Annotated in this window: 15 protein-coding genes and 4 pseudogenes; all 19 read left to right on the forward strand. The window is 32.9% G+C overall.

The annotated features are described in order from the left end of the window. Nucleotides 1-21 precede the first annotated feature (21 nt). A pseudogene (locus tag HMPREF2876_RS09240) lies at nucleotides 22-690 on the forward strand (VirD4-like conjugal transfer protein, CD1115 family); the annotation flags it as partial. A 96-nt stretch (nucleotides 691-786) separates the two neighbouring features. Then, a pseudogene (locus HMPREF2876_RS09245) lies at nucleotides 787-2,590 on the forward strand (DUF4368 domain-containing protein). 80 nt (nucleotides 2,591-2,670) lie between these two features. Further along, complete coding sequence (locus tag HMPREF2876_RS09250; RefSeq protein WP_002838505.1) at nucleotides 2,671-3,288, forward strand: TetR/AcrR family transcriptional regulator; 618 nt, start codon at nucleotides 2,671-2,673, stop codon at nucleotides 3,286-3,288. A 110-nt stretch (nucleotides 3,289-3,398) separates the two neighbouring features. After that, nucleotides 3,399-4,127 (forward strand): ABC transporter ATP-binding protein, encoded by a 729-nt coding sequence (locus tag HMPREF2876_RS09255; protein WP_000889773.1) that lies wholly within the window; start codon nucleotides 3,399-3,401, stop codon nucleotides 4,125-4,127. Continuing rightward, nucleotides 4,102-5,658 carry a hypothetical protein gene (locus HMPREF2876_RS09260; protein WP_070584736.1) on the forward strand — a complete coding sequence of 519 codons (1,557 nt, stop codon included), beginning with the start codon at nucleotides 4,102-4,104 and terminating at the stop codon, nucleotides 5,656-5,658. Before HMPREF2876_RS09255 ends, HMPREF2876_RS09260 begins: the two co-directional genes overlap by 26 nt. A 95-nt stretch (nucleotides 5,659-5,753) precedes the next feature. Beyond that, the gene (locus tag HMPREF2876_RS09265) at nucleotides 5,754-6,011 is read left to right on the forward strand and encodes a metalloregulator ArsR/SmtB family transcription factor (RefSeq protein ID WP_036764702.1); all 258 of its coding nucleotides are present in this window, start codon (nucleotides 5,754-5,756) and stop codon (nucleotides 6,009-6,011) included. A 40-nt stretch (nucleotides 6,012-6,051) separates the two neighbouring features. Then, nucleotides 6,052-6,270 (forward strand): DUF1648 domain-containing protein, encoded by a 219-nt coding sequence (locus tag HMPREF2876_RS09270; protein ID WP_070584738.1) that lies wholly within the window; start codon nucleotides 6,052-6,054, stop codon nucleotides 6,268-6,270. Beyond that, nucleotides 6,267-6,620 (forward strand): GntR family transcriptional regulator, encoded by a 354-nt coding sequence (locus tag HMPREF2876_RS09275; protein ID WP_070584740.1) that lies wholly within the window; start codon nucleotides 6,267-6,269, stop codon nucleotides 6,618-6,620. The genes HMPREF2876_RS09270 and HMPREF2876_RS09275 overlap by 4 nt, the downstream gene beginning before the upstream one ends. A gap of 293 nt (nucleotides 6,621-6,913) precedes the next feature. Further along, nucleotides 6,914-7,330: a sigma factor-like helix-turn-helix DNA-binding protein gene (locus HMPREF2876_RS09280; protein WP_002838528.1), complete on the forward strand. Its 417-nt coding sequence runs from the start codon at nucleotides 6,914-6,916 to the stop codon at nucleotides 7,328-7,330. Between the two features lie 86 nt (nucleotides 7,331-7,416). After that, nucleotides 7,417-7,791 carry a hypothetical protein gene (locus HMPREF2876_RS09285; protein WP_002838497.1) on the forward strand — a complete coding sequence of 125 codons (375 nt, stop codon included), beginning with the start codon at nucleotides 7,417-7,419 and terminating at the stop codon, nucleotides 7,789-7,791. 315 nt (nucleotides 7,792-8,106) lie between these two features. Next, nucleotides 8,107-9,747 carry a MobQ family relaxase gene (mobQ, locus tag HMPREF2876_RS09290; protein ID WP_070584742.1) on the forward strand — a complete coding sequence of 547 codons (1,641 nt, stop codon included), beginning with the start codon at nucleotides 8,107-8,109 and terminating at the stop codon, nucleotides 9,745-9,747. A gap of 81 nt (nucleotides 9,748-9,828) precedes the next feature. Continuing rightward, nucleotides 9,829-10,575 carry a phage replisome organizer N-terminal domain-containing protein gene (locus HMPREF2876_RS09295; protein ID WP_002838507.1) on the forward strand — a complete coding sequence of 249 codons (747 nt, stop codon included), beginning with the start codon at nucleotides 9,829-9,831 and terminating at the stop codon, nucleotides 10,573-10,575. Nucleotides 10,576-10,756: 181 nt separating this feature from the next. After that, nucleotides 10,757-11,080, forward strand: a complete 324-nt coding sequence (locus tag HMPREF2876_RS09300) for a hypothetical protein (protein WP_028078916.1) — start codon at nucleotides 10,757-10,759, stop codon at nucleotides 11,078-11,080. Between the two features lie 73 nt (nucleotides 11,081-11,153). After that, a complete protein-coding gene (locus HMPREF2876_RS09305) occupies nucleotides 11,154-12,143 on the forward strand; it encodes an ORF6N domain-containing protein (protein ID WP_070584744.1) in 990 nt (329 codons plus the stop codon). A gap of 101 nt (nucleotides 12,144-12,244) precedes the next feature. After that, a complete protein-coding gene (locus tag HMPREF2876_RS09310; RefSeq protein ID WP_070584746.1) occupies nucleotides 12,245-12,430 on the forward strand; it encodes a transposon-encoded TnpW family protein in 186 nt (61 codons plus the stop codon). A gap of 11 nt (nucleotides 12,431-12,441) precedes the next feature. Next, nucleotides 12,442-13,254 (forward strand): annotated as a pseudogene (locus HMPREF2876_RS09315) (VirD4-like conjugal transfer protein, CD1115 family); the annotation flags it as partial. Nucleotides 13,255-13,420: 166 nt separating this feature from the next. Further along, the gene (locus HMPREF2876_RS09325; protein ID WP_070584754.1) at nucleotides 13,421-13,732 is read left to right on the forward strand and encodes a single-stranded DNA-binding protein; all 312 of its coding nucleotides are present in this window, start codon (nucleotides 13,421-13,423) and stop codon (nucleotides 13,730-13,732) included. 3 nt (nucleotides 13,733-13,735) lie between these two features. Continuing rightward, nucleotides 13,736-13,888 (forward strand): annotated as a pseudogene (locus HMPREF2876_RS09330) (Maff2 family mobile element protein); the annotation flags it as partial. A 123-nt stretch (nucleotides 13,889-14,011) separates the two neighbouring features. After that, entirely contained in the window at nucleotides 14,012-14,230 is a 219-nt protein-coding gene (locus HMPREF2876_RS09335) for a helix-turn-helix domain-containing protein (RefSeq protein ID WP_004825248.1), read from the forward strand. The last annotated feature ends 75 nt before the right edge of the window (nucleotides 14,231-14,305 follow it).

Genomic DNA, 14,305 nt, shown 5'->3' on the forward strand with positions numbered 1-14,305 from the left:
ATATAAAAAGGTACTTGACAAAACGCTTCCTGGGGAACGAGAAAAGATATAGAACCGTATATGGATGAAAAGTTCCAGAACAATATCTTGCTTACACAAACAGAACGATTAACTATGAACGGCAGACCAGCTAATCCAAAGTATGCAAGAAATAAAAATGTTTTGGTTATAGGTGGTTCAGGCTCCGGAAAGACAAGATTTTATGTAAAACCGAACTTAATGCAAATGCACTCGTCATATTGCGTGACCGATCCTAAAGGAACAATAGTCCTTGAGTGTGGCAAGATGCTTGAAGATAATGGCTATGAGATTAAAATTCTAAATACCATAAACTTCAAAAAGTCTATGAAGTACAATCCATTCGCATATATCCGTTCTGAAAAAGATATTCTAAAGCTTGTTCAGACAATCATCGTAAACACGAAGGGCGAGGGAGAAAAAGCAGGTGAGGACTTTTGGGTGAAAGCTGAGAAACTCTACTATACGGCACTTATCGGATATATCTGGTATGAGGCTCCAAGAGAAGAAAAGAACTTTGCAACACTACTTGATATGATAGACGCTTCAGAGGTAAGAGAAGATGATGAAACCTACATGAATCCGATTGATAGACTCTTTGAAGCATTGGAAAAGAAAGAACCGACACACTTTGCGGTGAAGCAATATAAAAAGTACAAATTGGCTGCTGGAGTAATAGAATTAAGGAGAACACTTAATCACTGTTTTAGTGAAATATGTACTTCTTAATTCTTTTTTATTTAAGAAATTAAGAGGAAGGAGGAAAAAGTGAGGAATTTTGAAAAGATAACAGCACTCTATGAGAGATTAAGTCGAGATGATGAACTTGAAGGAGAAAGTAACTCAATCGTTAATCAAAAGAAAATCCTTGAAGAATATGCAAGTAAGAATAATTTAACCAACATCATCCATTTTACAGATGACGGAATAAGCGGGACACAGTTTGACAGACCGGGATTTATGGCAATGATGAACGGAGTCAATCAAGGAAATATTGGTTGTATCATTGTAAAAGATATGAGCAGACTTGGCAGAGATTATCTCAAAGTTGGTCAATGTATGGAGATACTAAGACAAAAGGGCGTAAGACTAATCGCTATCAATGATAATGTAGATAGTTTTTACAGAGAAGATGATTTTACTCCCTTTAGAAATATCATGAATGAATGGTATGCAAGAGATACATCAAGAAAAATACAATCGACTTTCAGGTCAAAAGGCGAAAGTGGGAAACATACTGCAAGCACACCGCCTTATGGCTATATCAAAGATGAAAAAGATAAAAACAAATGGATTGTAGATGAAAAAGCAGCCGAGATAGTAAGACGAATATTTAATCTTACAATGGACGGAGCAGGACCATACAAAATAGCAAAGATACTGGAAGCGGACAAGATAGATATACCCGCTTATCATCAGCAAAAAATGGGATATGGATTACATCAAAGCAAAAACTTTGAACATCCCTATCGTTGGTGCAGCTCAACAATAGCAAGCATTTTAAAGAAACAGGAATACTTGGGGCATACAGTCAATTTCAAAACAAGAAAGCACTTCAAGGACAAGAAAAGCAAATATGTATCCGAGGATAACTGGCTTATTTTTGAAAATACACACGAGCCAATCATAGACCAAGAAACCTTTGATAATGTGCAAAGGATAAGAGGAAATGTAAAAAGGTATCCTGACGGTTGGGGAGAATATCACCCACTCACAGGACTAATGTATTGTGCAGATTGTGGGAGCAAGATGTATGTTCATAGAACAAGCAATTATAAGAATATTCCCTATTACACTTGCAGTGCCTATACTAAAACACCATGTGGCACACTTTGTCCATCAGCTCATAGGATAAAAGCAGAAGTAGTCTTAAATCTTATCCAAGAAACATTAAAAGATATAAAAAATTATCTTGATGAAGATAATGAAGCCTTTCTCCATTCCATTCAAAACGAAATGGAAGAAACCGAGAAAATGGAAATGGAGAAGAAAAAGACAAGGCTCACAGATAGTAAAAACAGACTTCAGGAACTGGAACGCTTAATGTGTCGAATATACGAAGATATGATATTGGAGAAGATACCGAACACCCGATATGAAATCTTAAACAATCAGTATGAAACAGAGCAAAGGGAACTTAGCAAAGAAATCGATGGGTTGGAAAAAGCCATCAAGCGATACGAAAAAGAAACCGATAGAGCCAAGAAGTTTATCCGGTTGATTGAACGCTATGATAACTTTGACGAACTGACACCGACCATCATTAACGAGTTTGTAGAAAAAATCTTAGTCCACGAACGAGATCGAAAGGGCAGTCAAACCGCCAATCAGAAAGTCGAAATCTACTTCAACTTTATCGGGAATTATGAACCGCCGAAAGAAGAATTATCCGAAGAAGAAATGCAGAAATTAACAGAGGAGGAAGAAAAAGAACGAGCAAGAAAAGACCGACTTCATCAAAACTACCTCAAGCGTAAAGCAAACGGCAAGCAAAAAGAATATGAGGAAAGATATAAGGCAAGGAGAGAGGAGAAAAAAACAGGAGAAGCTAAAGGTTTTGAAAAGACTATGAAAAAGCATAAAATAACAAGATTAAAATCAATTGACAATTTGTCAGTTTAGATGTATTATATAAATAATAGGAGGTATAAAATGAGAGATGTAAAAGAACCTGAAATACGACGTGCAGAGATTATGGATGCTGCAATGATACTCTTTATGGAGAAAGGATATACTAATACAACAACTCAGGATATAGTTGATAAAGTAAATATATCAAGAGGGTTGTTATATTATCACTTTAAGAATAAAGAGGATATCTTATATTGTCTTGTAGAACAATATTCAGATAGACTACTGAAAGATATTTATATTATTGCTTATGATGAAGATAAAACTGCCATAGAAAAAATCAGATCTTTTATAGATGTCACAATTATATCTTCAGAAAATATTTCAGCAGAGGGTACAGTGCTACAAAAAACAATTGACCTTAAAGAAAATCAATATATGATAGATAAGTTATCCCATAAGCTTGTTGAAAAACTGACAATATATTTTGAAAAGATTATAAATCAAGGAATAATGGAAAGAGTTTTTTCTGTAAAATATCCATTAGAAACAGCAGAGTTGCTTATGACAGCTTATGTTTTTGTTTCAAATAACATAAGTATAAGATATTTAAAGGAAGAACCTGTTGATAACTACTTAAATGCATTTAAGATAATGCTTGAACAAAGCTTAAATACGAAAAAGCTCTTTAGTAATTAAAAAAGAATAGAATGTTTGCAAGGAGAATAATTTGCCGATAGCTACTGATACACAAGTTATCGGTTTTATTTCAAGGAATAACTGACAAATTGTCAATGGAGGTGGAAATTATGTTAGAGATAAAGAATTTTAGTAAATTCTATGGGAACAAAAAGGCTGTTGAAAACTTATCCATTTCAGTACAGTCTGGAGATATTTATGGATTCATTGGTGCAAATGGAGCCGGAAAAACTACAACGATAAAAGCGGTAGTTGGAATTCATGATTTTGAGAATGGAAGTATAACGATTGACGGGCATTCTATTAAAGAAGAGCCTGTTATTTGTAAGAAAATAATGGCATACATTCCGGATAATCCGGATTTATATGAACATCTGACAGGATTTCAGTACATCAATTTTATTGCTGATTTATTTGAAGTTTCTACTGAAATACGCAGAGAAAGAATTCAGAGATACGGCGATTTATTTGAAATGACGAAACATCTTTCGGGAATGATATCTTCGTATTCACATGGCATGAAGCAAAGAACGGCGATTATTTCTGCACTGGTGCATTCTCCAAAGTTACTAATTTTAGATGAACCTTTTGTTGGACTTGATCCGAAAGCAACTTTTCTACTAAAGAAAATAATGCACGAATGCGTATCAGATGGAGGAGCTATTTTCTTTTCAACACATGTATTGGATGTTGCAGAAAAATTATGTAATAAAATTGCAATTATAAAAAATGGAAAGTTAATTGCGAGCGGAAATACAGAAGAAGTCAAAGGCAATAAATCTTTGGAAACTTTTTTCATGGAGGTGCAGGATAATGAGCAAAATTTGGATACTAATTAGAGCACAATTGATAAATTTCTTTCCGATCAACGAAATGAAAGAGCCGGGAAATAAAAAACAAAGTTCAATTGTTATTGCAAGTTTTGGAATAATAACTCTTGCTATATTTTTCTTTGTTTATAATATCATAACAGCCAAAACATTGGTACAACTGGGACAGCAGGAGTTGATACCGGCATATATGGTATCGGTATCAAGCTTTGCAATATTATTTTTGACAATATTTTATTCGAATGGGATTTTATTTGGCAGTCGTGATATGGAAAATCTTTTGTCATTGCCTGTAAAAAGTTCGGATATTATAAGCAGCAAGTTTATGTTTATGTATTTATTGAATTTTTTAATAGGATTGATGTTTATGCTTCCGGGGGGAATTGTTTGGGTGGTAAACGGAAGTTTAAATGCATTACAGATTATATTGTATTTTACTTCCATAATTTTTGTTCCGTTGATACCTATGTGTATAGCAGCATGTATGGGAATCATTATTGTTGTTGCTTCATCTTTCTTTAAGAGAAAAAATGTTATTGCTTTAATTTTTTCATTTGCAATGATAGGGATAATTGGATATATTGCAGTGTCAGCTATGAAATCAGGTAATGAAAATAGTATTGGGATTATGCTTTCTAAGCAAATTACCGGATTGTACCCGTTATCTAAGCTATTTATGGAATACTATAATTTTCCAATTTACATTGGAGTAGGATTATTTATTGTTCTTTCAATAGTATTTTTTTATATATTTGCCAAAGTGGTTTCATTGAAGTATGGGTTGCTTAATACTCTTGCTAAAACAACAACAAGATATTCTGACAACAAAAATTCGAATAATAGAAAATCAGTATTTTTTGCCCTATATAAAAAAGAAATGGGACTGTTTCTAAATTCATATATGGCAGTATTGAATGCAGGTCTTGGTGTAATACTTTTATGTGTTTTCAGCATATTTCTTCTTTTTAATTCTTTACAACAAATAGGGGAATATTCGGGAATCGAAAATGTTAATGAATATCTTTCAAATTTTGCTCCGATGTGTATTGCTTCAATGTTTTTACTTAGTTGTCCGGCAGCATTTTCCATATCTTTAGAAGGTAAAAATGTTTGGATTTTGCAAAGTTCTCCTATTAGGGTAAAAACGATTTTAAATTCTAAGATTGCAGTAAATCTTACGCTTCATTTAATTGGATATATTGTTTCTGTGTTTATATTTTTGCTAAAGCTTGATATGGAAATTATTCAAACCATCAGTTTAATAATTGTTCCTATTTGTTATTCCGTTTTTATAACAGTGATTGGAATTTCTTTGAATAAAAAATTTCCCAACTTTGAATGGGAAAGTGAGATGATGATAGTAAAACAGAGTATGCCTGTTATTGTATCTGCAATTATTGGAATGGCTGCATTAGTTATACCAATTCTTTTCCATTGGTTTTTGCATTTTTCTATAGTACCTACATTATTGGGAGTAGCACTTATTTTGCTCGTTATTGCGGGTGGCGTTTATATAAAAACTTGTAGATTAAATTTTTAGTTTAAGGAGGAGATGTTCTATGAAAAAAATTATTAAAAGATATAATGGTGTTTATTTCAATATTAAGTTTATTTGCAATATTTCAGGAATAAAAGATGATAGATTTAGTTAGTATATTTGATTCCCTATCAAATCCCATTAGAATGGATATTTTATTAATTATTTCTAATAAAAATTTAACTGCTGGAGAAATAGCAAGTCATTTTAAATTAGAAAAAGCAACTATATCTTATCATCTATCTTTATTAAAAAAGAGTAAATTAATTACCGACAGTAGATATAAAAATTATATCTATTATTCAATTAATAGGGATACATTTGTAGAAGTTATAAGGTGGTTAGATAAATTTTAGGAAAATAGAAAGCTATTGACAAATAGAAAGGAGATTTGCCATGAAAAAAAGATTTTTGAAAGATGTATTAGTGCTGATAGGAATGATGTTTGTAATATTTATTATTTGCATATTTCTTCCAGAGAAAATTCCTGTTCATTTCAATACAAAAGGAACCCCTGATATGTTTGCTAATAAATATTATCTTCTATTCGCTACAGTTATTCCATACTCTGCATATTGGAAATTTGTACGAGGAAGGAAAAATAAAAACGAATGAAAATATATCCATATTTACAAATTGCATCAGTGTTAAGAGCGACTATTTTAAGAGGAGATTATGCTCCGGGACAACAGATGCCACCTATAAGGGCTTTAGTACAGAGGGAGGTATGTAATCCTGCAACAGTTCAAAAAGCTTTAAAAGTTCTTGAGAAACAGGGACTAATTGTTAGTCGTGGAAGTAAAGGATATTTTGTTATTGAAAGTGATCAGAAAATAATTGAGTTAAGAAATCAGTATTCGAATACACTAACAAAAATGTTGTTGGAAAAACTATATGAGTTAGGATTTTCGGATACTGAGATAATCAAGATGTTTGAAGAATATGTTGCAACTAAAAATAAATGATTAGCATGGAAAAACTAATCTAAGAAGGGAGAAAGATTTGATTTATATAAGTTTTATGGAAGGATAAATAATGGGAACATCAAATTCTGTTATTAGCATAAGATATATTTATCCTTTTTTATGTTTGTAATTGCTTACACATAGTAATATCATTTTATCAAAACCAACAAAGTAGAAAATCATATAAAGTATTAGTTTTTAACCTAAGAGGACATTTTACGCCAAAGTGTAGAAGTCCTCCTTTTTTATTCTCAAAAAGCAAAAACAGAGAGCAGAAAAAGGAGGATAGCACAATGGGTAAAAAAGAATATCACATCTATGTTAGAGGGAAAGCTGTACCTGTAAGTGAAGAAGTATATAAAGCCTATTGGAAGATAACCGAGCATGAAAAATATCTTCAGAGAAAGGATTGGAAGTATGACGTGATTCCATTTTCAGCAATGGATTATGACGGACACTTTGTAGATAACATCATAGATGAAAGAATAGACTTAGAAAAAATTGTAGAGGTCAAAATGCAGATCGAAGAATTAAACAAGGCATTAGCTACACTCACAAAAAAAGAAAGAGAGCTGATAGAAGCCATTTTCTACAAAGAAGAAAGTCTCAGGTCGATTGGCAAAAAAGAAAAAGTAAGCTATCAAGCAATTGGGAAAAGGAGGGATAGGATTTTAGAAAAACTAAGAAAACTTTTAGAAGATAAATTCTAAAGAGATGGGAAAGGTTAAGTATCAAAGAAAGGTGCTTAGCCTTTCTTTGTTTGGAACACAACAATATTGAAATGGAGGAATGAAAAATGAAAGAGTTAGAAAATGTAATGAGCCAGTTGGAAAAAGAAACTAAGAAAAAAGAACAGGCGGAAAACAAAATCAAGCAACTAAGACAAAAGAAATCACAGCTAAAAAGAAAGGCGGACACGAAACGAAAAGTAGAAAAAGGAGGCGTGTTTGAGAAATTTGAAAAACAGATAACCGGAGCAGAAGAAAATACAGATAATGATTTAATCTATGCCTTTTTAGATTATGTACTTTCCGATAATCGAAATAGAGAAAAGCTAAAAGAACTTACAGAAATTCATTTAAAAGAAAAAGAAATCTACTTAGAAGAAAATTCAAATCTTAAAGAGGAAAATGCAAATGATGATTTTGAAGAACTGACAGAGGAAGAATAAGAAAAGACAAAAATGTATTAGAAACTAAGATAGAGCAAAGTGAGAAACATTTTAACACTTTGCTTTTTTGTGGATTTGAAAAATCTACAAAAAGCAAAGTTCACAGGGGTCTAAGGGGGAGTAGCTCCCTTGAACAAATAAAAATGCTTTAGCGTTTTTGTTTCCTTAGCGGAGCTATAAGCTTTCCGCAGGAACGCAAAGCACCGTAGTCAAACGGTGTATCTTTGCGCCCTTTGAAAAAGGGAGCGAAGATACGACCTGAACATTAGGATAGTAAAATCCCAAAATTGAAAACAGATAAAGGAGGAAAAGACAATGGAAATCAAAAGTTTGCATACCCATGTAGATATTGTGGCAAGGTCAAAAGGGCATAGCGTGATTGCAAAAGCTGCATACAATGCAAGAGATAAATTACAAGATGAATACTATGGAAAAACACATGACTATTCTAAAAAAGAAGACCTTGTATTCTCAAAAATATTTCTGCCGGAACATATCCCGAAAGAGTTTTCAAACAGAGAATACCTATGGAATAGTGTTGAAAAAATAGAGAAAAGTAAAAATTCACAACTTGCAAGAAATCTGCTCTTTACACTTCCAAGAGAATTAAATGAACAGGACAGAATAAAATTAATCAGCGAATTTATAGAAGAAAACTTTACTTCTAAAGGTATGATAGCAGACTGTAATATTCATAATCCTATGGCAAGCGATCATGAAGAACAACCACACGCCCATATCCTACTTACCCTTAGAGAAATAGACGAAAAAGGGAATTGGAAACCGAAATGCAGAAAAGAATATATCCTTGATGAAAACGGAGGAAAGATAAAACTAAAAAGCGGAAACTATAAATCAAGAAAAGTAAATTTGAACGATTGGAACAAACCTGACAAAGCAAAAGAGTGGAGAGAAAACTTTTCAAAGAAAGCAAACGAATACTTGGCAAGGAACAACATAAATAAAAGGATAGATCCACGCACCTTTAAAGAACAAGGCAGAGAAGAACTCCCGCAAATTCATTTAGGCACAAGCAGTTATCAGATGGAGAAAAAAGGCATACAGACAGAGAGAGGAAACCAAAACAGAAAAATCATCGCCTTGAATTTAGAATTTAGAAAATTAAAAGAGGAGCTATCCAAACTTACATCTTGGATAGGCTCGTTACTTGGAAGTCTGCAAGTAAAATATGATGAATACAAACAGGAGAAAAAAGAAGAATATGAGAACAAGGCGGAACTCTTTAATCTCTATGAGTACATCAGTATTTATTATGACTTACAGGGAGAAAAAGCAAGAAAGTTAAATCCCTATGCAAGCAACAAAAAGATAGGTGCAGACCTAAGACGATTTTCCAAAGCAAGAATATATCTGAAAGATAACAATCTTAAAACCATAGCCGACCTACAAGAAAAGATAAGCACATTACAATCCCAAAATAAGAAGGTTAGTCAAGACATTAAGGCGAAAACCACAAGAATAGAAAACTTAAATAAATGCTTTGCCTATGTGGACATCATCAAGGATAACAAAAAAGTCTTTGAGGAATGGAACAGTAAATCCCTATTCAAAGACAGCTTTTACAATTCCCATAAAGATGAGATAGATAAATATAAAAGAGCAAGGGCAATTCTTGAAAAGATAACAGGCTCATCGGCGATTAAGTCTAAAGACTGGAAAAAAGAAATCCAAAGCCTTGAAGATGAAATATCGAAACTCAACAGACAATCTCAATCAATCAAAGAGGAATACGAAAGTATTAACCATATCAAGTATGCCGTCAAGACAGTCAATGAGGATTATGGAATAGATTTATCCATTGAGATTGACAAGGCAATCAAGAGAGGAGAAAAACAAAGTGTCATTGCACAGATTAAGAAATATCAGGAGCAACAAGAAGCCTACGAAAAACGAAAGGAAAAGACAAAGAACTATTACAGGAATGAGGAAAGATGAAGTCCCAAAATGGGATAACATCGTAAATAAGATAAGCAGACGCACTGTTTCGGTGCATAAGAGGAACGAAAGGAGAGAAAAATGGCAGATAACAGAAGATACTATTGGTTAAAGCTGAAAGAAGATTTTTTTACAGACAAGAGAATAAAAAGACTAAGAAGAATATCAGGAGGAGATACCTATACAATCATTTACCTCAAATTGCTTTTGCTTAGCCTAAAAGATAGTGGAAAACTGTATTATGACGGAGTAGAAACAGACTTTATCAAAGAGCTTGCCTTAACGATTGATGAAACAGAAGATGATGTAATGGTTACAGTGAACTATCTTATGGCACAAGGATTGATGGAGATAATCACAGAAAATGACGAGTATTTTTTAACAGAAATCCCAAGTCTTATAGGTTCAGAAACAGCGTCTACAAGGCGTTCGAGAAAATCGAGAGGACAAAAAGCGTTGCAATGCAACACTAATGCAACACATTGCAACCTTTTGCAACAAAATTGCAACGGAGATATAGAGAAAGAAATAGATATAGAGTTAGAAAAAGAGGGGGAGATAGAAAAAATATCCCCCGTTTTTTACGGAGAATATAAAAATGTTTCCTTAACAGATGAAGAATATGGAAAGTTAAAGGATAAAATGCAAGGTCATAGGGAGAAAATGATAGAAAAGCTTTCGACTTATATGCAAAGCACAGGAAGAAACTACAAAGACCATTATGCGACCTTAATTCATTGGTATGAACAAGATAAAGGGAAATTAAAGGAGTGCAGTAAATCAACAGTATATACCCTTGAAGATTATGACAAGGGAGAACATTTATAATCTCATATAAGACGGTGGAGAGGCTTTTTTAGAGCGTTAATGGTAAAAGAGGTATCAGAATATAGCTAAGTGTGAAAACATCATGTGAGGGCTTAAAATTGCAGTATGGAAAAATCATCGTATTTATGATAAAATGACAGTGATATGATAATAAACTCAGTTATAAAGAGAGGATATATAAATGCGAATTCAATTTACAGTAAACGATGAAGAACTGAAAATTTTAACTAAAAAAGTTATAGAGGGTAATTACCCAAGTATTAGTGAATATTGTAAGTGTAGCAGTTTACAAGAAAATACAAGTTATGTTGACTTATATAATACCTTACTAAATAAAATAAGCTTTTTGCCGAAAGACAAAGAATTTGTTTTACGAGAGTTAATAGCAACACCGCCGGCTTTGATTGGCAGATGGTTTTATGAAAATGTAAATAAGGGACTTGTGAAAAATGTAGAACACATCGGAAAAGCTGAAGGTGGAGTAGAAAAATATAAAAAGATATGAGACTTATTTCAAAAAGCTACGCAGTGCGTGGCGGATTGGAAAAGATATTTAGATAATTTTGGAGGTGCATTTCATGGCAGATGAAAATAAAGAGATAGTTATTGTAGATGATAAAACTATACAAGAAAAAATATATTTCATTCGTGGACAAAAAGTAATGCTTGATACAGATTTAGCTGAAATATATGGTTATGAAACTAAAAACTTTAATAGACAGGTAAAAAATAATATTGAAAAGTTTGAAGGCGAAGATTTTATGTTTCAATTGACCGAGAATGAGTTTGAAAACTTGAGGTGCAAAAATTTCACCTCAAGTTGGGGCGGCTCAAGGTACCTACCAAATGCCTTTACGGAACAAGGTATTTATATGCTTATGACTGTATTAAGGGGAGAACTTGCGATTAGGCAAAGCAGAGCCTTAATTAGAACATTTAAGCAGATGAAAGACTTCATTATTGAAAATCAAGATTTTATCGGTTCAAAAGAATTAGTCCAAATAGCTATTCAAACCAACCAAAACACAAATGATATTGCAGAAATAAAATCTCAAATGGCTACTAAAGAAGATTTGAAAAAAGTAATGGATAATTTTATCGATCCGGACACTTACAAGCATTTCCTTTTGATGAATGGAGATAAGATTGAAGCGGATGTTGCCTATACAAAAATATATAAGTCAGCAAAGAAAAGCATTTATGTAATAGATAACTATATAGGCTTGAAAACCTTAGAATTATTAAGAGCTGCAAAAGACAATGTTGAAATTATAGTCTTTAGCGACAATGTGAAAAATAAAGATATGCTTACAAAAAACATCCTAAATGATTTTAGAAGAGATTATCCAAATATCAACTTAAAAATGAAGGTTGCAGGCAAAAAATATCACGATAGATATATTGCAATAGACTATGGAACAGAAAATGAAGCCTTTTATCTTTGCGGAGCTTCATCAAAGGACGCAGGAAATAAAATATCAAGTATTACCAAGATAGAAGAATCCTCTAAGGATATGTATCATACAATGTTTGGTGGAATGTTAAACAATAAGAATTTGAAAATTTAATATGCAGATAACAGAATAGACAGTTATATGAGCTTTAAGCAAGGCGGTAGAAGTAAAAATCTATCGTCTTTTTTAATTGCAACAAACAGGAGGAAAACTATATGCAAGAAAATAAAAATGAACAGAATACAGGAACAAAGACGATAAAGAAAATTGGGAAAGTAACCTATGAGGTTGTTGTCCACTTTAATGAAAATGCAACGGAAACCATGCAAGACAAATTAAAACGCATCATGCTTAGAGAAATAGAGATGGAAAAACATCAAAAAGGCGATAAAAATGATTAGAAAGTCCTTGACAAGTTGTTACAGGAAAAACTGCCAAGTCTATTCTAATATCTTGTGGAGCAAGACTTGCCCCTTTTGACATAAGAGAGCTTAGAGAACTAATGAGTGAAGATGAACTTGAGCTTGATACAATGGGAGATAGAAAGACAGCACTCTTTGTTATCATCTCCGATACAGATGATACTTTTAACTTTGTGGTATCTATTATGTATTCTCAGCTATTTAACTTGCTATGTGATAAGGCAGATGATGTGTATGGAGGAAGATTACCTGTTCATGTAAGATTCCTACTTGATGAGTTTGCAAACATTGGCTTAATTCCAAAGTTTGAGAAGCTAATAGCGACAATCCGTTCCAGAGAAATATCAGCGAGTATAATTCTTCAAGCACAATCTCAGCTAAAGGCAATCTATAAAGATAATGCTGACACAATTGTGGGCAACTGTGATAGTACCTTGTTTCTTGGTGGTAAGGAAAAGACCACATTAAAGGAACTTTCCGAAACACTGGGAAAAGAAACGATAGATTTATATAACACATCGGAAACAAGGAGCAATCAAAAGAGTTTTGGACTTAATTATCAAAAGACAGGTAAGGAACTTATGAGCCAAGATGAAATTACAGTCATGGACGGCGGTAAATGTATTTTTCAGCTTCGTGGAGTCAGACCTTTTCTATCGGATAAATTCGATATTACAAAGCATAAGAACTATAAGCTGCTTGAGGACTATGACAAGAAAAACTTGTTTGATATAGAAAGCTATATGAAGCGAAAAGGGAAAGCAAAATTAAATAGAGAAACAGTTATTACAAGAGTGCAGTAAGTCTAAAAAACATAGATTTGCTGCTTTTTTATTACTCAAAGTCAGGAGGTAAGATGATAAGAATACGAAGTCCCACTAAGAAAAAAGTAAATAGGATGAGCATCAGCGATTGGAAAAGAAAAAACTCCAGTCGCTTTTTTATTGAAAAGAAAAGGAGAAATATTTAATGAAGCAAGAAATGATTAACATCAATGCCAATTTATTGGAAGAGCCCACTTTCTCAAGTTTTGACAAAGAGGGAGAAACTGTTGAGGTTGCAAACTTCACGCTTGTAAAAAAGTACGGGAAAGGCAAGGAGTATATCAACTGTGCAGCCTATGGAGAAAAATCGGAGAAAGCAAAGGACTTTGAAAAAGGCGATTTGATTCATATCTTTGGTTACTTTAAGAAGCGTGAAAAAGAGGGAAAGACTTACAAAAACTTTGTAGTGAAGTCATATAACAAGATTGAAAAGAAAGAAGAAAGCGAGGAGGAATAAATTATGGAATTTTTTACACAGGCAGTTAATGTATTAAAGATTTTGGTAATGGCAGTAGGTGCAGGACTTGGAGCATGGGGTGTTATCAACCTGATGGAAGGATATGGCAATGACAATCCGGGTGCAAAATCTCAAGGTATCAAGCAATTTATGGCAAAATAAGGACGGAATAACACAACAAATTCTCTAAAACAAAACACTAAATCAATGTAAGATTGAATGAAATCAATATTTATGCTATAATTAAATAAATCTAATGAACAGAAAAAGAGGGATATTATGGCACTTAACTATAAACCATTATGGATACAGTTAGCAAAAAAAGGTTTAAAGAAAACTGATGTAATAGCTATGGCAGGACTTACAACAAATGTTATGGCACAAATGGGCAAGGATAAACCAATTACATTTAAGAATTTAGAAAGAATATGTAAGGCTCTATCTTGCACCCCTAATGATATTATTAGTTTTGAAGACAATTTTAGTGAAGAGGATTAGAAAATGAGTTTAAGGACAGAAGATCAAGTCAGGGATTATGCGAAATTAGTATTAGGCTTTGATGAAGCTGAAGAA

This window comes from Streptococcus sp. HMSC073A12 (assembly GCF_001812815.1).
Classification (GTDB): Bacteria; Bacillota; Bacilli; order Lactobacillales; family Streptococcaceae; genus Streptococcus; species Streptococcus vaginalis.